The 19,423-nt window shown below is 39.8% G+C and carries 16 protein-coding genes; 7 read left to right on the forward strand and 9 right to left on the reverse strand.

The genetic code is table 11. From position 1 onward, the window contains the following. Nucleotides 1-211: 211 nt before the first annotated feature. The 5 genes from accC to HHA42_RS07310 form a co-directional block, all read right to left on the reverse strand. Entirely contained in the window at nucleotides 212-1,579 is a 1,368-nt protein-coding gene (accC, locus tag HHA42_RS07290; protein WP_168419289.1) for an acetyl-CoA carboxylase biotin carboxylase subunit, read from the reverse strand. A gap of 17 nt (nucleotides 1,580-1,596) precedes the next feature. Next, entirely contained in the window at nucleotides 1,597-2,019 is a 423-nt protein-coding gene (accB, locus tag HHA42_RS07295; RefSeq protein ID WP_075175224.1) for an acetyl-CoA carboxylase biotin carboxyl carrier protein, read from the reverse strand. A gap of 16 nt (nucleotides 2,020-2,035) precedes the next feature. Beyond that, nucleotides 2,036-2,491 (reverse strand): type II 3-dehydroquinate dehydratase, encoded by a 456-nt coding sequence (gene aroQ, locus HHA42_RS07300; protein ID WP_075175225.1) that lies wholly within the window; start codon nucleotides 2,489-2,491, stop codon nucleotides 2,036-2,038. A gap of 967 nt (nucleotides 2,492-3,458) precedes the next feature. Further along, nucleotides 3,459-4,862 carry an ATP-binding protein gene (locus HHA42_RS07305; protein ID WP_168525995.1) on the reverse strand — a complete coding sequence of 468 codons (1,404 nt, stop codon included), beginning with the start codon at nucleotides 4,860-4,862 and terminating at the stop codon, nucleotides 3,459-3,461. Next, nucleotides 4,859-5,527, reverse strand: coding sequence for a response regulator transcription factor (locus tag HHA42_RS07310; RefSeq protein ID WP_168419292.1), 669 nt, complete (start codon nucleotides 5,525-5,527; stop codon nucleotides 4,859-4,861). Before HHA42_RS07310 ends, HHA42_RS07305 begins: the two co-directional genes overlap by 4 nt. Before the next feature lie 110 nt (nucleotides 5,528-5,637). On the opposite strand from HHA42_RS07310, the gene dsbD reads away from it, so the two are divergent. Genes dsbD through dsbG form a run of 3 tightly spaced genes read left to right on the forward strand, consistent with a single transcriptional unit; the run spans nucleotide 5,638 to nucleotide 9,332 of the window. Beyond that, nucleotides 5,638-7,686 carry a protein-disulfide reductase DsbD gene (gene dsbD / locus HHA42_RS07315; RefSeq protein WP_168419293.1) on the forward strand — a complete coding sequence of 683 codons (2,049 nt, stop codon included), beginning with the start codon at nucleotides 5,638-5,640 and terminating at the stop codon, nucleotides 7,684-7,686. Next, nucleotides 7,683-8,513 (forward strand): TlpA disulfide reductase family protein, encoded by an 831-nt coding sequence (locus tag HHA42_RS07320; RefSeq protein WP_168525997.1) that lies wholly within the window; start codon nucleotides 7,683-7,685, stop codon nucleotides 8,511-8,513. The genes dsbD and HHA42_RS07320 overlap by 4 nt, the downstream gene beginning before the upstream one ends. A 60-nt stretch (nucleotides 8,514-8,573) precedes the next feature. Next, complete coding sequence (gene dsbG / locus HHA42_RS07325; protein WP_168525999.1) at nucleotides 8,574-9,332, forward strand: thiol:disulfide interchange protein DsbG; 759 nt, start codon at nucleotides 8,574-8,576, stop codon at nucleotides 9,330-9,332. Nucleotides 9,333-9,499: 167 nt separating this feature from the next. Here the strand turns inward: dsbG and HHA42_RS07330 are convergent, their stop codons facing one another. Together HHA42_RS07330 and HHA42_RS07335 are read right to left on the reverse strand one after the other, a co-directional pair. Continuing rightward, nucleotides 9,500-10,129, reverse strand: a complete 630-nt coding sequence (locus HHA42_RS07330) for a class I SAM-dependent methyltransferase (protein WP_168526002.1) — start codon at nucleotides 10,127-10,129, stop codon at nucleotides 9,500-9,502. Between the two features lie 32 nt (nucleotides 10,130-10,161). Continuing rightward, nucleotides 10,162-10,509 carry a carboxymuconolactone decarboxylase family protein gene (locus tag HHA42_RS07335; protein ID WP_168526004.1) on the reverse strand — a complete coding sequence of 116 codons (348 nt, stop codon included), beginning with the start codon at nucleotides 10,507-10,509 and terminating at the stop codon, nucleotides 10,162-10,164. A 309-nt stretch (nucleotides 10,510-10,818) separates the two neighbouring features. Between HHA42_RS07335 and HHA42_RS07340 the strand changes: the two genes are divergently transcribed. Continuing rightward, on the forward strand, nucleotides 10,819-13,026 hold the full coding sequence (locus HHA42_RS07340; protein WP_168526006.1) for an OsmC domain/YcaO domain-containing protein: 2,208 nt from the start codon (nucleotides 10,819-10,821) through the stop codon (nucleotides 13,024-13,026). Nucleotides 13,027-13,170: 144 nt separating this feature from the next. Here HHA42_RS07340 and HHA42_RS07345 read toward each other — a convergent pair whose 3' ends face one another. Then, nucleotides 13,171-14,466 (reverse strand): Y-family DNA polymerase, encoded by a 1,296-nt coding sequence (locus tag HHA42_RS07345; protein WP_168526008.1) that lies wholly within the window; start codon nucleotides 14,464-14,466, stop codon nucleotides 13,171-13,173. Nucleotides 14,467-14,506: 40 nt separating this feature from the next. Beyond that, nucleotides 14,507-15,121: a translesion error-prone DNA polymerase V autoproteolytic subunit gene (gene umuD / locus HHA42_RS07350; protein ID WP_168526010.1), complete on the reverse strand. Its 615-nt coding sequence runs from the start codon at nucleotides 15,119-15,121 to the stop codon at nucleotides 14,507-14,509. 197 nt (nucleotides 15,122-15,318) lie between these two features. Between umuD and HHA42_RS07355 the strand changes: the two genes are divergently transcribed. The 3 genes from HHA42_RS07355 to HHA42_RS07365 all read left to right on the forward strand — a co-directional run bounded on the left by HHA42_RS07355 (nucleotide 15,319) and on the right by HHA42_RS07365 (nucleotide 19,413). Next, nucleotides 15,319-15,900, forward strand: a complete 582-nt coding sequence (locus tag HHA42_RS07355; protein WP_168419301.1) for a hypothetical protein — start codon at nucleotides 15,319-15,321, stop codon at nucleotides 15,898-15,900. 92 nt (nucleotides 15,901-15,992) lie between these two features. Beyond that, nucleotides 15,993-17,180 (forward strand): phosphotransferase, encoded by a 1,188-nt coding sequence (locus tag HHA42_RS07360; protein ID WP_168526012.1) that lies wholly within the window; start codon nucleotides 15,993-15,995, stop codon nucleotides 17,178-17,180. 55 nt (nucleotides 17,181-17,235) lie between these two features. Then, on the forward strand, nucleotides 17,236-19,413 hold the full coding sequence (locus HHA42_RS07365) for a TonB-dependent siderophore receptor (protein ID WP_168526014.1): 2,178 nt from the start codon (nucleotides 17,236-17,238) through the stop codon (nucleotides 19,411-19,413). Nucleotides 19,414-19,423 lie beyond the last annotated feature (10 nt).

Raw genomic sequence — 19,423 nt, forward strand, 5'->3', positions numbered from 1 at the left:
ATTTAAATCTCTAATAAATACCCACCTTGCCACTACTGAATCGACATAGACAAAATGAGCACTTATGCAAATATTTGCCTATATTTTTAGTTATAGTTAATTACTCTTTAGGCTGAATTTGGAATAATCCGATCAATCAATATTCGACTGAATAAAAAAGGGCTGATTTTTAGTAATCAGCCCTTTTTTGAACATAAGAAATTTAAATTTCTTATGCTTTTTCTTCTTCATTACCCGCAAGTTGCTTGAGCAAATGCTTTTCAAGGTAGTGAATATCCATTGCTTGTTTGCAGAATTTTTTATCTTGCAAAATTAGGTCTTTGTGCAAAGGAATGTTGGTTTTAATACCTGTAAGGATCGTTTCATCCAAAGCTTGACGCATACGCGCAATGCTGGTTTCACGGTCTTTACCATGCACAATCAGTTTAGCAATCATCGAATCGTAATACGGTGGAATGCTATAACCAGGATAGATATGTGAATCTACACGTACACCTGCACCGCCTGGCGCATAGAAGTGTTCAATTTTACCTGGTGAAGGCAAGAAGGTCGTTGGGTCTTCTGCGTTAATACGGCATTCAATAGCATGACCACGAATTTCAACTTGGTCTTGCTCAATTTCTAAGCCTAGACCTGCGGCAATACGCAATTGTTGTTCGATAATGTCGATGCCTGTTACCATTTCAGTCACAGGGTGCTCAACTTGAACACGTGTATTCATTTCAATGAAGAAGTATTCATCATCTTCAAATAAGAACTCAAACGTACCTGCACCACGGTATTGCATCAACTTACATGCATTTACACAGGCTTCTAAAATATCGGCGCGTGCTTGTTCTGGTAAGTTCGGTGCTGGTGCTTCTTCCAACACTTTTTGGTGACGGCGTTGTAAAGAACAGTCACGGTCATATAGGTGAATGGCATGACCATTACCATCAGCCAATACTTGTACTTCTACGTGACGCGGCTTTTGTAAGAAACGCTCCATATAGACCGTGTCATCACCAAACCACATTTCTGCATCACGCTGAGCAGCCTGAACTGATTCAAGTAGGGTGTCTACGCGCTCTACAATACGCATACCACGACCACCACCACCAGCAGCAGCTTTTACAATGAGCGGGAAACCAATTTCTTTGGCTTCAGCTAAAGCATTGTGTGGTGTGACTGCATGTGCCGAACCTGGCACTGTTGGTACACCTGCTTTACGCATTGCAGTAATTGCAGACACTTTGTTACCCATTAAGCGAATGTGCTCAGGGCGTGGACCAATGAAAATAAAACCTGAACTTTCTACAATTTCAGCAAATTCAGCATTTTCGGCAAGGAAGCCATAACCTGGGTGAATCGCGTCTGCACCTGTAATTTCTGCTGCTGTAATAATGGCAGGAATGTTGAGGTAGCTTTCACTGCTTGCACCTGCACCAATACACACTGCTTCATCACAAAAGCGTAAGTGCATCAGGTCTTTGTCGGCATCGGAATAGATACCAACGGTTTTGATTCCTAAAGTTTTGCAAGCTCGGGTGATGCGTAGGGCAATCTCACCACGGTTTGCAATTAAAACTTTTTGCAACATTGTGAATCCCCGTGGTCTTAAGCGCGGTAGCGGAAGAGTGGTTGACCAAATTGAATCACTTCGCCATTTTTAACTAAAATTTCTTCAATCACACCGCTTTGGGTTGCTTCAATTGGGTTCATGATTTTCATTGCTTCAATGATGCCCAATGTTTCGCCTGCAGATACAGTTTGACCAATTTTAACAAAAGGTGATTCACCTGGGCTTGGCGCTGCATAGAACACACCAACCATTGGTGAAGTTTCAACTGCACCACGTGGTGAAGATTTTGGTGCTGATGGTACATCTGCTGCAGGAACAGGCATCGCAGGAACTGCTGCCGCTACTACTGGACTGCGACGAGTTAATGCAATCGACTGATCGCCTTCTTTAACTTCAATCGCTTGTAAGTCAGATTCAATCATCAAGTCGATGAGTTTCTTGATTTTACGAATATCCATGGACAGTATTCCTAGTTTAAGATTGTGTAGTAGGTTGAATTTTTTCAAGAACAAAGTCGAGTGCTGCGGCATAGCCTTTAGCGCCTAAACCACAAATCACTCCAATGGCTTTGTCTGATAAATATGAATGATGTCTAAATGCCTCACGTGCATGCACATTTGACAAATGAACTTCAATAAAGGGAATTGCAACACCCAGTAATGCATCACGTACCGCAACAGAGGTATGTGTCAATGCGGCTGGGTTAATAATGATATATTGTGTGCCATCTAACGCGGCTTGGTGAATTCGGTCTACAATTGCGCCTTCCCAATTACTTTGGAAAGTATCGAGAGAAATTGATGCTTTTTGCGCTTGTGAAATGAGCTGTTGATTTATATCCTCAAGAGTGAGGTAACCATAAACTTCGGGTTCACGCTTTCCTAGCAAATTTAGATTCGGTCCATGAATAACCAAAATGGTCGAACTCATTCCGCTTGCTCCAATAAATAATTGCAATAATACTTTGCAAGATGTCTGCAAAGTTTGCTAATTATGGCATAAAATTCCACATTTTTTTTGTAATTTGTTTAATTTGACGTAGAAAGCGTGTGCCAAAATGAGGCTCTATAATGAAAACTTTGCAGGGAATTCGCAATGTTAAAAAATTACATTTTTAGTTTTTTTTGCTGATTTTAATATTCTAAAACAACTGACAAAATCTATTCATTTGTTTTCTGTAACTGCTGATCAAGTGAATCGCTTAAGCTAGATTGATCAGGAATGCCAAAGCCAGAAAACAACAAGCATGCAAACCATTTTTCTTTATAGCATGATATTTCAATGCAGTTTATAAAATGTACTTGCTTGGCTTTTTCATGTCGCTCAAAGTTAAGTGTGGTCTAAGCCTTAGTCTATAACTTGATACATGCTTGAATCATCATACAATCTGCCATGTATGTACTAAGAGATAATTTCTGTTTCTGTCACTTAAAAAAATATTAACTTTATTTAAATAAAACATCACTTTAAATAGAATAGAGTGTGAATTGTGTTTGTATGTCTTTCTAAGGTGAAGTAGATGAACTTGCCTTGACGGATATAGCTTGAAGGATGCCTTGTCGGTTTAATAGCCAAAGTAAATGAGTAAAGGATGACTCTTAAAATCTAATCCCTGAACTAAATGCCTGTACATTCATGTGGGGTAAAAATACAGCGTTGCATCTCATCTTAGAAAGACGATGAATATTTAAGCTAGTTTTGCCTGCCAATGCTGTTTTGTTAAAAAGTTTGCAGTATTTTCATCATTGAGAAAATTTTAGAAGGCATTGACCTTTTCTTTCAAAAATAACCCTAAAAATGTCTCTGAAGCAAACTTGAGCAAAGGGTTTGGTATTGGCAAAAGTTAAATGATCTGATCATAAAACAGGTGTTTTTTGTTGTGAAAGCCCACAAATACTTAGCCTACTTGCTGAATCTCTGCTGTAGAAGGTGATGTATCAAAATTGACAATCACTTTTAAACCTTGTGGTTGGTTTAGCTCAAAGTCGATACTATAGCCGTATTGTTCCAATAAGACTTTCACCAATGTTAAGCCCAAGCCATAACCTTGTTGATGTGCCGATTTTCGCCAAAAGCGCTGTGCTAAAACGCTCAGGTCTTCTTCACTTAAGTTTTTACCTAAATCAGTAATGAACAATTGCTTACCTTGCATATAGATGTGGATGCTTGGCGTGTCTTGCGTGTGTATGTATGCATTCTGAATCAGGTTTTTAAGTACCATGTGCAGGGCAGTTGTAGGAATTTCAATCTGCTGCATTAAGCTTGACCAGTCAATTTGTAGTTGTTGCGAGGCATGTGGATACGCGCTATCTAATTCACTGATTACAGTCTTTAAAACTTGATGAAGAGCGGATGGTGTTTTGGATAATTGCACTCCTGCTTCAGTTTGGCTGAGCAATAACAATTGCTCCAATAGTTGTTGATAGCGCTGAATGCTGTGTTCTGCATGTTTCAAATTGTCGATTACTTTAGCCCTGTCAGATGGTGATGTACTCTGATTCAACATTAACTGGCTGAGTTGCACATGGGTCTTAATAGCAGTCAACGGCGTGCGCAGTTCATGGGCAGCAAATGCACTAAAGTTTTTCTCATGTTCTAGACTTTTATGCAGACGTTCAATCAACATCAATAAGTTATCTACAAAAGGTTGAATCTCTTTCGGAATTTTTTGTGATTTCAATTCAATCAAATAACGTGAGGCCTCATCTAAAGACTGTTTTTTCTGAATTAAATGTCGGGTCATTTGATCTAGTGGCAGGAATTCTAGGCGAATAATCCATAAAATCAGTAAAATACAAATAATTAAAGTAAGCAGTAAGGGAATCAGCACAGATTGTAAAATTTGTTTGAGTAGGTTTTGGCGTAACTCAATTTTTTCGGCAACCACCACTTGCACTTTACCTTCACGTAGTACATAACTGCGCCATTGCAGTCCATTTTCTTGCCAAGTACTAAAACCAACCTGTTGATTGCGCAAATTTTTTGGTGCGCCTTGAGTACGTGCAATGACGTGTTGAGGGAGTGAAATATCAGCACGGAAAATGGACACTTCACAGGCGATTAAACTGTGCAGCAGTGCATTTTCAGATTCTGCATGTAAACTTTCTGTAAGTTGCTGAAGGGGGAGTTGCTGAATTAAGCGGGCGACCATACGCGCTGAGGTAGACAGCCGTTCATCAAGCGTATTTTGTAAACGCTGTTCTAAGTCATGGTATAGCCATGCAAAGACAATCACCCACAGCAGAATAAAAGCACAGCTAATGGTAGAAACCAAACGCCACTTCAGGCTGTAGTTTTTCATGTCAGCAACTCAGGTTTAAAAATGTAGCCAACCCCGCGTATCGTCTGAATAAAATCGGGGTGGATTTTATGCCGTAAATGATAAATATGGACGTTTAAGGCATTACTTTCGATGCTGTCTTGAAAACCATAGACTTTATCAATCAGTTCTTCATTTTTTAAGATTTGGTTCGGATGCCGCAAGAAAGTTTCCAACAAACTATATTCACGGCGTGACAAAGGAATCGCTTGATCATGCCAATGTACTTCCTGAGTATCCAAATTGATATTTAAATGACCGCTTTGCAACTGGTTAGACGAATAACCACGGTGACGGCGGCTGAGTGCATAAACACGAGCAATCAGTTCATTCAGTTCAAAAGGTTTAGTCAAATAGTCATCTGCACCTAAATTCAAAGCTTGTACGCAGTCTTGGGTATGATCACGCGCTGTTAAGACCAGCACTGGTAAATGTATGCCATTTTTACGCCAGTTTTCGAGTAACTGTAAGCCATCTTGGTCGGGTAGTCCTAAATCGAGCAGGCACAAGTCTACAGCACTGTTACGAATTAAATAGTCGGCATCGCGTGCAGTACTGACATGCTCGACTGAAATACTTAAATATTCGAGTGCTGCCACAATACCTTGGGCAATATAAGGATCATCTTCCACCAAAACAACGAACATATTTGCTCCCATGCTGTGCTTATAGTTTACAAAGAAAAATCTTTGTTAATGTTCTCTTAATCTACACTTCACGATAATACAGACAGTTTTTTAATATTTAGTATAAACGCATGGTATTTGTTCGAGTCATTGCTTTTTTTATTTTGAGCCTGTGTGCAGTGTGGGCCAATGCTGCCAATGAATTTTTAGCGCCCGATCAGGCGTTTAAGTTTCAGGCGACTTCCTTGTCTGAACAAACGGTTGAATTAAAATGGGATGTTGCACCGCATTATTATTTATATCACGATCAATTCAAAGTCAGCCAAGCACAAAAGCCATTCAGCTTTAAATTGCCTGCAGGGCAAGAAAAAGATGATCCAACTTTTGGATTAACACGTGTGCATTATGGGCAAGTGACTACACAAATTCAGGTCAAGCCCAATCAGCAGTATCAAATTACATGGCAAGGTTGTGCTGAAGATGGTTTGTGCTATCCCATACAGCGTCAAAGCATTCAAACCGATGCCGATGGCTTATTGCCACAGCATAATTTGAGTTCAGCTAAAGGAAATTTGCTTCAGCAATTGAGTCAAAATAACCAAGCCACGTTAAATAGTCACCCTGCCGATACAGATAAAAGTCAAACCTCAACCAATACTCAAAAACAAGAAAAGGCTGCTTTAAATACAGAGACGACAAAAGCACTCCAACAAGATCAGAAAGCAACAGCAAAGACACCGCAGACTGAGGGGGAAAATGCCGTTGCTGAACAAAATACTACAAATACAAATGGCGTGATCGACACAGTTGAGGATGCGAAGCCTTCTGGTGTTGTAGTGTTTGAAAACTCAAATACGACAGATGCAACTGCCAACTCAACGAATACTGAAACAGCAAGCAGTAGCAGTCTGAATCAGCAATGGAACAATGATCAATTTTTCTTGAATTTATTGTCAGGGCAAGGATTATTGCTAAATGCCTTTATATTTTTAGGTTTTGGAGTATTACTGGCTTTTTTACCATGTTCATTACCACTCATTCCAATTCTTTCTGGAATTTTGGTGCAGCGCAACACTGGCTATAAAGCTGCAGCAATTGCGATCACTTTTGTGGTGAGTATGGCATTGGTCTATGGTGTTATGGGCGTTGTCGCATCTCAAATTGGCTATAGCGTACAGCGCTGGTTTCAAAACCCTGTGGTAATTGCAGTTTTTGCCATGCTATTTGTGGTGTTTGCTTTAAACCTGTTCGGCTTGTATCAATTGTCATTACCACAAGCAGTGTTGCAGCGTTTAGACCGAATTCAGCAATATCAAAAAGGCGGCACTTTATTCAGTGCAGCAGTTATGGGTGTTATTTCTGCACTAATTGTTGGGCCATGTATGAGTGCGCCTTTGGCAGGTGCCTTGTTGTATGTGTCGCATTTGGATCAAGCAGCATTGGGTGGTTTATATCTATTCCTGCTGGGTTTAGGTATGGGAATTCCTTTACTGATTGCGAGCATTTTTGGTGCCAAATACTTACCAAAACCAGGTTTGTGGATGGAACGTCTAAAATTTAGCTTTGGCTTTATTATGTTGGCGATGGCCTTATATTTCGCCCGTCCTTTACTGGCAACCACTTGGTACTATGTTGCTTTTGCTGTGGTGTTATTTGCCTTTGCTGCGTACCTGATTGCAATTTTGCGCCATGTGATGCATCGCCCACATCGTTTTTCATTATTGGCGTTGTCTGCCGTGATTGCCAGCAGTGGAATTTGGCATGTTAATCAGAGTATTGCCAGTGTCAATGCGCAGGTACAGGCCAGTCAATTGCAAAACTGGATAAAGGTACAAACTGAACAAGAGCTGAATGCAGCATTGGCAGCATACGCCAATCAAAATATTGTGATTGATGTCTATGCAGATTGGTGTGTGGCGTGTCAGCCCATTGAGCGTGATGTGATTCCACGTACTGATGTGCAGGATGCGCTTAAAAATGTAGTGCGGATTAAGCTTGATTTAACTGAGCAGCATCCTTCACAAGATGCCTTATTGAAAAAATGGCAAATTTTAGGCCCACCAACTATGCTGTTTTTAGGCGCACAACAGCAAGAACAGCGTGACTTGCGTTTAACAGGTACATTTAATGCTCCACAACTGATTCAGAATATTCACCAATTGTCTGAGGTTAGCCCATGATTCAAACTGCAGCCTTGCATTTAGGTGTATTTATGATTCCATGGCCATTGGTTTTTCTGCTATTGGGGCTAGTTGTAGTCTTTATTGTCGGCAAATTTTTTCAGCGCCGTTATACATGGGATGTACAAACTTGGGCACGCTATCAGGATGCATTGTGGAATGCACTTTGGATAGGTGCCTTAGTTGGGCGGACCGTTTTTGTATTGCAGCATTATGAGCTGTATTTTGCTAACCCGATTGATATTTTAAAAATTCAGGACAAAGGCTTTCATCTGATTGCTGCAGTCGTGGCAGGTGTGGCGTGGTTTGTTTGGAAAAACCGTAGCATTCAGCGTGTGGTTTTGGCATGGGCAGTAGCGCTATTTATTGCAGTACAGGCATTAGGTTGGAGTTTGATTCAACCGTTGCAAACACAGCATGCTTATCCAAATCTGGTACTGCATAACTTGCAGCAACAACCACAAGATTTAGCCCAGTTTTCAGGTCAGCCAACAGTCATTAACTTATGGGCAACGTGGTGTCCGACTTGTCACCGTGAAATGCCTGTGATGCAACAAGCACAGCAAGATTTTCCTGAAATCAATTTTGTATTTGCCAATCAAGGAGAGTCCGCAGTAGAGATTCAAGCCTATTTGCAGAAACATCAGTTTCGGTTTGAACATTTGTTGTTAGACCCTGCAGGTGCATTAGGGCAACACTTTAATATGTTTGGTTTACCAAGCACCTTATTTTTTAATGCACAAGGTGAATTAGTCGACCATCACATGGGCGAATTGACCAAACCGATGCTGCAGCATTACCTAAACAAGATACAAACAAACCCATAAAGACGATTTTACCTATTTCAAAGAAAAACCGCCGTGAATCCAAAATCAAGGACCGTAAATATGACATCTATTTTAACCAACAACATGTTGAAACTGGCGATAGGCATGAGTCTGGCTGGTAGTGTGGGTATGCTGCAGGCACAAGACAACTTAAAACAGCACATTGAAAAAGAGGGTTTTAAGTTTGTGCAGCAAATTCAGGCACCTGCACAAATGACAGGTTGGGCAGGGCATATTGAGCAAAGCCCTGCAACGGTGTTTATTTCCAACGATCAGAAATACTATATTGTGGGTACTTTGTTTGATGCTCAAGGCAATAATTTAACGGTGGATGCTTTGGATCGCTATGTAAAAAAGTCGGTACTAGAAGATGTGTGGCAAAGTCTGGAGCATGCAACGTGGATTCAGGATGGTCAAACCAGTGCTGAAAAAATTATTTATGTGTTTTCAGACCCAAATTGTCCGTATTGCCATAGCTTTTGGAAACAGGCACGTCCGTGGGTAGAGTCTGGCAAAGTTCAGCTGAGACACATAATTGTGGCAGTGATTCGCCCTGAAAGCAAAGGGCAGGCAGCCACCTTGTTGATGGCGAAAAATCCACAGCAGACCTTTAATGAATTTCATCGTCAATACGGTCAAAAGAAATTAATTGAACAAAAAAATGTGCCTGTGCATGTTGAAAGAACTTTAGAACAGAATCAGGCGTTGATGGATAGATACGAACTATTTGCCACACCTGTTGTACTTTGGAAAAATAAACAGGGCGAATTGCAGTCCGTACAAGGGATGCCTAAATCTTTAAAAGATATGTTTGAGTGATTTTTAAAATACCTAAGCAAAATATTGATATTGAAAGTCCCTTCTCCCTGCGGGATGAGGAATACATTCCGCAAGAGGATGAGGGCTGAGCTAGGGACTTAAAGAGGATTTATAAAAGAACTCTAATTGAATTGGAGCAAGCCTTTTTTATTTAAAGATTCAGACTTTTATTTCTGAATACGAATCGCAAATTGAATCACATGAGATTTGCCCTGATGCAGTTTGCCTTCTGAGCGTTCTACATCGCCCACAAAGAAATGAATCAGATGATCATGTTTGAAATGGTTTAAAAACTGGATAGGATCGTACAGCATTTCTACTGCACGTGGGCCGCCCGTTTTATATTCCAGCTGACTGGTTGAGTACAGTTCACCTACAAATAAACCGCCGTTGACCAATGTTTCACGCACGCCATTTAACACTTTTTGCTGTGTTTCAGGGTTAAAGTGGCCAAATACACATATCATGTTGTCATATTGATTGGCTTGCCAATTTACCTGACTTAAATCTTGCTTCTGGGTATTCAGACTTAGACCACGTTGCTGGGCATAGCCTTGGGCTTTATCTAAAGCAACTTGTGAATAGTCCCACAAATCTGCTTCAAAAGTTTGTCCCTTCGTTTGTGCTAACGCAGCCAAATATAACAAGTTACGTCCTTCACCTTCGGCTAAGCCCAAAGTTTTGCCTTGAATTGGCAGCTTTTGTGTAATCTCCTGAATGAAGGCATTGGCTTGTTCACCATAAATATGATCATGTTGGCTGTAGCGTTCATCCCATTCATTATGGATATTTGACATAGTTTTAACTCAGCTTAAATACTTAGATAAGGTTACTCGGCAGTAGATGGGGAAAACTCTTTAAAAGCAGCTACAGCGTTCGCAGCATACATCAGCGATGGACCACCACCCATATAAACAGCAATACCTAAAATTTCATTCAGTTCTTCAAAAGTCATGCCCATTTTGACCAAGGTTTTGACGTGAAAACCAATGCAACCATCACAGCATTGCGCAACACCAATAGCAAGGGCAATAAATTCTTTGGTTTTGGCATCAATTACGCCGTCTTTCATGGCAACTTGAGACAGTGCGTTGAAGTTTTTGAGCAAATCTGGAGATTGCTCTTTCATAGATTTGATATTTGAAGAAATTTCAGCAGTGAGTTCGGTATATTTCATGTTGTTTCACCATCTAGCAGCATAGATTATGAATATAATATACCATATATTTAAATATATTATGTTTATATATATTAAAATGCAGCCTGAGCTTAAATCTAGTAAAACTACATCTACAGCATTACCAATTGTTATAAATCTCTTTATAATGTTGCGCATATTCGGGAGTTCACTGTAGGGTCGTACAGTATTAATTTATAACTCCCATCCGCATTGTTTAAGTCAATTTCTCCTCCGTGATTCGGCTTATAAATCAATTTTTAAAAATTGTGTGTCTGCTCAGGCACATACAGCGCTAGGTGTGCCAGCATGGAAATTAAAGTCAATTATCTTGACAATCTTCGTCTTGAAGCCAAATTTGACGATTTTACGGTAATTGCCGATCAGCCTATTCGTTATAAAGGCGATGGCTCTGCACCAGGACCATTTGATTACTTTCTGGCATCTTCTGCTTTATGTGCAGCGTATTTTGTAAAAGTCTATTGCCAGTCACGTGATATTCCGACTGATAACATTCGTTTATCACAAAACAATATTGTCGATCCTGAAAACCGTTATAAACAAATTTTTAAAATTCAGGTGGAATTACCTGCAGATATTTCTGAAAAAGACCGTCAGGGTATTTTACGCTCCATTGATCGTTGTACCGTTAAAAAAGTGGTACAGACTGGTCCTGAGTTTGTGATTGAGCAAGTCGAAAGTATTGATGCCGATGCACAGGCTTTATTGATGCCGAACCTGACTTCAGCTCAAGCCACGTATATTGCCGGCAAGGATTTACCTTTAGAAGAAACCATTGCCAATATGTCAGGTATTCTGGCAGGTTTAGGCATGAAAATTGAGATCGCTTCATGGCGTAATATTGTACCGAATGTCTGGTCATTGCATATCCGTGATGCACAATCGCCAATGTGTTTTACCAATGGGAAAGGGGCAACCAAAGAAAGTGCACTTGCCTCTGCATTGGGTGAATTTATTGAACGTCTGAACTGCAACTTCTTCTATAACGACCAATTTTGGGGTGAAGAAATTGCCAATGCTGAGTTTGTACATTATCCCAATGAAAAATGGTTTAAACCTGGGCCAAATGGTGAATTACCTGCAGAAGTTTTAGATGAATATTGCCTAGAAATTTATGACCCTGAAGATGAATTGCTTGGTACGCATTTATATGACACCAACTCAGGCAATACCGAACGTGGTATTTGTTCATTGCCTTTTGTCCGTCAGTCAGATGGCGAGACCGTATATTTTCCATCGAATTTGATTGAAAACCTGTATTTAAGTAATGGGATGAGTGCAGGCAACACGCTTGCAGAGGCTCAGGTGCAGTGCCTATCTGAAATTTTTGAACGTGCAGTGAAGCGTGAAATTATTCAGGAAGAAATGAGCCTGCCTGATGTGCCGCAAGAAGTATTGGCAAAGTACCCTAGTATTGTGGCCGGCATTCAGGCGCTAGAAGAGCAAGGTTTCCCAGTATTAGTCAAAGATGCTTCATTGGGTGGTCAGTTCCCAGTAATGTGTGTGACCTTAATGAACCCACGTACAGGCGGTGTATTTGCTTCGTTTGGTGCACATCCTAATTTTAAAGTGGCTTTAGAGCGTAGCTTGACCGAGTTATTGCAAGGGCGCAGTTTTGAAGGTCTGAATGACTTGCCACAACCAACGTTTAGCAGCAATGCAGTTACAGAGCCAAATAACTATGTTGAACATTTCATTGACTCAAGTGGTGTGGTGTCTTGGCGTTTCTTTAGTGCGCAGGCAGATTTTGAGTTTGTGGAGTGGGATTTCACCAACAATGGTCAATACAGCAACGTAGAAGAAGCTGAGGCTTTATTTGCGATTCTGGAAGATTTAGGCAAAGAATCCTATATGGCGGTATATGAACACTTAGGTGCTACTGCTTGCCGAATTTTAGTGCCAGATTATTCAGAAGTGTATTTGGTGGAGGACTTGATTTGGGATAATACCAATAAAGCCTTACTTTACCGTGAAGATATTTTGAATTTACACCGTTTGGATGACGCCCAACTCGAAGCCTTGGTTGAGCGTTTGGAAGAATGTGAGCTGGATGACTATACAGAAATTAAAACCCTGATAGGTATTGAGTTTGATGACAATACAGTTTGGGGACAACTGACCATCCTTGAATTAAAGTTGTTGATTTATCTAGCATTAGAACAGTTTGAAGAAGCTAAAGATTTGGTTGAAGCATTTTTACAATACAACACCAATACCGTAGAACGTGGCTTGTTCTATCAATGTATGAATGTCGTGCTTGAAGTCATTTTAGATGATGAAATGGATATTGCCGATTATGCAGTTAATTTCCGCCGTATGTTTGGTAATGAACGTATGGATGCAGTCATGGGCTCAGTTGAAGGCACAGTACGTTTCTATGGTTTAACTGAAACCAATATGCAACTTGAAGGCTTAGATCGTCACTTACGTTTGATTGAAAGCTATAAAAAACTGCATAAAGCACGTGCTAAGTTTGTCGGACTAAACAAAGGCTAATCTTGCTTAAGCCAATACGCTCATCTAAATAAGCATCGCAAAAAGATGTTTGTTTGGATGAGCAGTTTTATGAATATCTTTTCTGTACAACTGAAGCAGATCTAGACACTATCAAAGACAAAACAGATAACTACTAAAAAAGCACTAATCGCCAAGTGCCAATAAGCCTTCCAAGCTAAAATAATTAGGACTTAGCTTGCTGCGATTCATAGCCCATGTACGGTTTTGTAATTTACATGCGCCAATGGCCAGTTTTTGTGTGCCAAATTTATTTTTAACGCTATCTAGCACTTGTTGTAAGTGTTCTTGCTTTTCAATCTGCTCTGTATCTGCAAGCAAGTCGTGAATATAGCCTTGTTTGGGTTCAATTCCTGTTAGAATCACACCACACTTTTTAAAGGCAATACCTTCCTGAAATAGGGTAGAGATATGCTTCATGATGGCTTTGTTCATGATTAAGGCAGAATCTGTTGGCTCATTAAAGGCAATGGTCACCGATTGATTGTAAAAAGCTTGGCGCTGATCAAAACGACTGGATTGCGCAAAAATAATCATACAGGAACATAAGCTTTTTTCTGCTCTAAGCCTTTGCACAGCAGATTGTAAATAATCGCTCAGTGCTTCCGAAAGTGCATGAATGTCGGTGACTCGTTGTCCAAAAGAACGTGAGCTGATGATTTGCTGTTTACTGGCTGTGGTTTGTTCCAGTTCAATACACGGCGTACCTGTTAGCTCCAATATGGTTTTTTTCATTAAAATTGAAAATTTACGTTCCATGTGTTCAGGATCACTGATCGCTAAATCAAATACAGAATGAATCTTTAAAGCATGCAGTTTTTTTGCAAGTTTTCGGCCCACGCCCCAGACTTCATCAACATCAATGAGTTGAAGTAAGGCTTCTTTGCTACATAAATCCATATCTATTAAATTGCACACGCCGTTGAAATAGCTATTTTTCTTGGCAATATGATTGGCCAGTTTTGCTTCCGTTTTACTATGACCGATACCCACACAGACAGGCAAAGCCAGCCATTTCCATAAAGTTGCTTTAATTTCTTGTGCCAATTCATTTAAATCGGTTTGAGAATACGAACTCAGTTCAATAAAGGTTTCATCAATTGAATAAATTTCAATGTCTTTGGCACTAACAAACTGTTGAATCGTATTATTAAAACGTCTGGACATTTCTGCATAGAGAGCATAGTTACTCGAAAACACGGCAATATTGTGTTGTTTGATCTGCTCTTGAATTTGATAGAAAGGCACAGCCATTTTTATACCAAGTTGTTTGGCTTCTTCTGAACGTGACACCACACAACCATCGTTATTGGACAAAACCACCACAGGACGATGATTCAGATGTGGTTGAAACAGCCGTTCACAGCTCACATAACAATTATTGATGTCAATGAGCGCAAAAATTTGCTTTAAAGGTTTCATGAATATTCTGCTTATTTGGCTTTTATTATGGTGTGCGGGTTTAAGCCATCAGGTTTTTTAAGTTCCAAGTCACCACGGCAAAGACTTCAAACGTTTGCCCATCTTTCAAATAAATACTGTCATAGTCAGGGCTTTCAGCTTTGAGCCAAGCATTAGGCAAAGTAGCAGGGTCGTAGTCTTCACCAAAATGTTCCACCAACTCACTTTTGGACATTTTGGCGGTAATCATCAAGCGTTTAATGGTTAAGTCTTTTTGGTCAATTAGGGCCACTACAATGCTGCGGTGTTTGGCTTCTTTGCTGCGATCTACCAATACAATATCGCCGTATTCAAGCCCGGCATTAATCATAGATGTGGTGCGTACCACATTTAAAAAGGTCGCATTTTCATTGGAAATTAGATACTCATTCAGATCAATATTTTTATCAATATAGTCTTGGGCAGGAGAGGGAAAGCCTGCAGGAATGGATTCGACGGCAACTGGAAGCGGTAAAACGGTACGTTTGCAAACAGGCTGAAAGTCTTGTTTATTCAGCAGTTCCATCTGCTCTAGAATGGAGTTTAAGGTTGGGCTAGGCTTGCCTTCAGTACCCATAATTTTTTGTAATGACGACCAAGCAGCATCAGAGAAGTAAATAGGTAACTTCTTGGACATGAGATGACTCCTACGCAACAAGGCGTGTTTGAAGTGAAATTTGATGTGTTGATAGCATAACTGAAATTGTGATCAAGATTCAATCTGATTAGGTGATTCGCCACTGAATAGAAATGAACTCTACTTTTGCATAGCTATACAAACATAGGGCTTTCCGTTAGGATTTTTCTATCGCAGCAGTAAATTTAGAGATGAGTATGCATATTGTTGAAGACATTTATTTAACGAAAGAAGAAGTTGAATCTTTACTGTTGGGATTAATCAATTCACAACTTGAACCTGAGTTTTTAATGCAGGATTTCATTAAACATCAGGTGTTCTCTTTGGCTGAATATTTTAAACAAAACTCCGAACATGAAATTGACTTTGCACAGATCAGTTGTCCGATCAAAGTCAGAGCGGAATACCAAAATCATCGTTTAAAACGTCAATTTTTAGTTGAATTTCATCTCACCACAACACCTTTTTTTAATTATGAGCCTGAAGAAAATAGTGTGACCTATTCTTATATGATGAAAGATTTTTATCTGACCGATATTATTTTCTATGATGCTTATACGGGTGAAAATTTACAGGCTTGGATGCAAAAAAGATTTGTGATTTTACAAGGTGAGCGTGAAATAGAGGTGAACTCATTGTCATGGTATGCAGATTACAATTTACCGCAAGTCACGCAAAATATGGTGTCTTTTGTGAGTGAAGCGGCTTATGACACTGGTTTAGATCAGATTATAGACGACGTCAATTTACGCTTGCAGCAGGCAAAGATCGTGAATTAATTTGGAGTGCATCCATCTAAAAGTAGTTATTTTGGATGGATTATAGGGAATATACGATTGCACAATGCTGATCAGGTTTAGGAATATCTCAAATGACCACAATCACGCATGATTTAGGTCATGGCATGGGGAGCGACTGGGAAAATAAAGATTGGGCCCATATTACAGTTCCAGAATTACACCGCCTGCAACTGCATTACCCACGTTTGCAAGGTAACGTTCAAATTCTGTGGTGTAGTCCACGTCCATTTTCTTCTGCGGTACTGGTTGAAGTTACGCAGGTTTTATCTAACACGGGTCAAATAAATCTTCACTCATATTTCATTAAGCGTAGCCATCGTTCATTTCGCAATGCTCAAGATATTTTGCAAGAGCATGCCTTCCTGCAACATTTAGCCAGTAAAGACATTCCAGTTGCCACATTGATTGCCTCAAATTGCGGCCTGACAGCTTTAGAGATGGGGGGTTGGACGTATGAGGTCTATGAAAAAGCAGTAGGCTTTGATTTATATGTCGATCAGCAATCTTGGACTCCTTTTTTCTATACCGAGCATGCAGCCAAAGTTGGAAGTTTACTTGCTAAACTGCATATCGCCATGCAGGATTTTCCTGAGTCACACGGCAGATCGGCCCATTATTTGGTATCGAATCAGCAGCTTTTAGAAAGTGAAAATATTGTAATGGCTATTCAACAACGTATTGAAAATAGTCCTGAATTGAGTCGTTATTTTGCCGATAAAAACTTAGATACTGTTTTTTTAGAGCGCATATTTCAGACGCATCACAAGATTAAGCATGTAATGCAACATACTGCTAAAATTTGGACGCATAATGACTTACATGCTTCCAATCTGTTTTGGTCTGCCCAAAGTGCCAATGCTGATATTACAGCAGTGATTGATTTTGGCTTGTCAGATCGAAATTCAGCGCTTTATGACCTTGCCATAACGATTGAGCGTAACTTTGTAGATTGGCTAGCCTTAGCACATACATCACAACTAAAGATTGATGAAGCGGGTTTGAGTGCATTTTTACAGGCTTATTTTGCCGAACAGCATCCACAACAAGACTTTAGCATTTTGCCCGAACTGCTCAAAATCGTACATTTGGATTTTGCATTTTCAGAGCTTGAGTATTTTATTGGAATTACCAAAAACCTAAAACATGCAGATGCGGCTTATTATGATTGGATTATTGGGCATGTAGATTGGTTTTATTCAGAACAAGGGCAGCAATTTACCCAGACTTTAACTCGATTAATTCAACGCGAATTGTCATAATCTGCGCCTATCAAATGCCTCAAGCATCACCACCCATTTTTATGCAAGGTTTCGTATGTACAATCGTAAATGCAAACAGAATGTATTAACTGCGTCTTTAAAAACTATCATTCTGTCACCGCTTTGTTTGACACCTCTGGTTTATGCTGAAAATGGTGTGCAACAGCTCGATACGATTGTCATTACAGCCGATGAATCAACGCCGTACTTTAGCTCTACAGTAAAAATTGAAGGTTTAGGCACAGATCGTCTACAAAAAGCACCTGCCTCTATTTCTGTTGTCACTGCAGATGTAATTGCCGATCAACAAGCACGAGTATTGAGTGATGTCATTAAAAATGATGCGTCTGTGGGCGATGGTTATGCTGCGATTGGTTACTATCCCAACTTTGTATCACGTGGCTTTGCACTCGATTTAGCATCAAGTTATTTAGTGAATGGCAATGTGATACGTGGTGAACAAAACGTCGCACTTGAAAATAAAGAACGTGTGGAAATTTTAAAGGGTATTTCTGCAATTCAAAGTGGTATGTCTACACCGGGCGGCGTGGTCAATTATGTCACTAAGCGACCTAAAGATATTCAGGCACTTAACTTTTCTGCAGATGAACATGGGCAGTTTGCAGTCGCAGGGGATGTGGGAGGATTTTGGGGGAAAGATCAACAATTTGGCTATCGCATAAATTTAGTCAATGAACAGATTGATTCTTATGTCGATCATGTAGATGGTGAGCGTTATTTGGCGGCATTAGCACTGGACTGGAAAGCTACAGCACAATCCAAATTCGAGTTTGATCTTGAAGCACAGCGCTCAGAACAAAAATCTGTACCAGGTTATCAATTACTTGATGGCAAAGTACCACAAAACGTGAAATGGGAGCGTTTGCTGGGTTACCAAAGTTGGGGCAAGCCTGTCACAATTGACAGCCTAAATAGCAGTTTAAAATACAACTATACGTTTAATGATGACTGGAATTTAGGATTGGTTGCCTCGCATAGCAAATCTAAAGTGGATGATTATTCAATATTTCCTTTTGGTTATTACCGAGATGGATGTTTGGAAGCATATTCGTGCAACACATTTGGTGCGCAGGGAGAATATGACCTTTATGACTACCAAAACCCAAATGACACATTTAAAACCAATCAATTTAAAATAAAGTTAGATGGCTTGGTCAATACCGATTGGGCAAAGCATCATCTTAGTTTTGATTTGACTCAAACAGATAAATCTAGACATCACTACACAGGTATATATCAATACGTAAATTCAACAGATTATGTAGGTAATATTTACCAAGATAGCTATGATAGGATTCGTGAAGAAGGAGATCTTGGTCCTTATTTTAAAGCTTTGGATAGTAAGCAAACTGCTTTTACGGTTATAGATCGCATTGAATGGAATGAGCAATGGTCTACTTTGATGGGCGGGAAATGGATCGAGCTTGATGAGCAAGCTTATAATGAAACCGAACAAGTCCGTGATACGGATTTAGGCAAATTTCTACCACAATTTGCAGTAAGTTATAGCCCAACGGAATCAACAACTGTGTATGCTTCTTATGCAAAAGGGCTGTCAGATGGAAAAACTGCACCTTGGTTTGCAGAAAATAGTGCAGATACATTAGCACCTATCCATTCTGAACAATATGAAATTGGCTTAAAACAACAGATTCATAACTTTTTATTGACGGCAGCTATTTTTGATTTACGTCAAGACAATCAATACTCTAAGCCGATCTCAGATAAGCGTTATTTTGTTCAAGAAGGTGAGCAACACAGTCTAGGCTTAGAATTAGGACTAAGTGGAGAATTAAGCGATTATTTAGCACTTAGCTCATCTTTAGCATTGACTAGAGCTCGTTTGGATGATGTTGAAGCGGTTGAATATGGCAATCATCAAGCGCAAAATGTACCTAAAATTCGTTTTGCAACGCATCTGACTTATCAAGTACCGACTATTGAAGGTTTTAGAGTACTTGCGGGTGGTCAGTATAGTTCGAGCAAATATGCCAATAAACAAGGTACTGCAAAAGTGAGTGGTTATAGCGTCTTTGATTTAGGCGCTGCTTATCAATTTAAGTTAAATACAACCGATGCGCAGTTACGTTTCAATATCAATAATTTATTGAACAAAAAATACTGGCGTGATGCAGGTGAATTCTATGGCGATGATTATTTATTCTTAGGTGCGCCACGTACAGCAACTTTTTCTTTAAATCTGAATTTCTAAATCTGTCGTA

The sequence above is a fragment of the Acinetobacter sp. A3 genome (genome assembly GCF_012371415.1).
In the GTDB taxonomy this organism is placed as follows: domain Bacteria; phylum Pseudomonadota; class Gammaproteobacteria; order Pseudomonadales; family Moraxellaceae; genus Acinetobacter.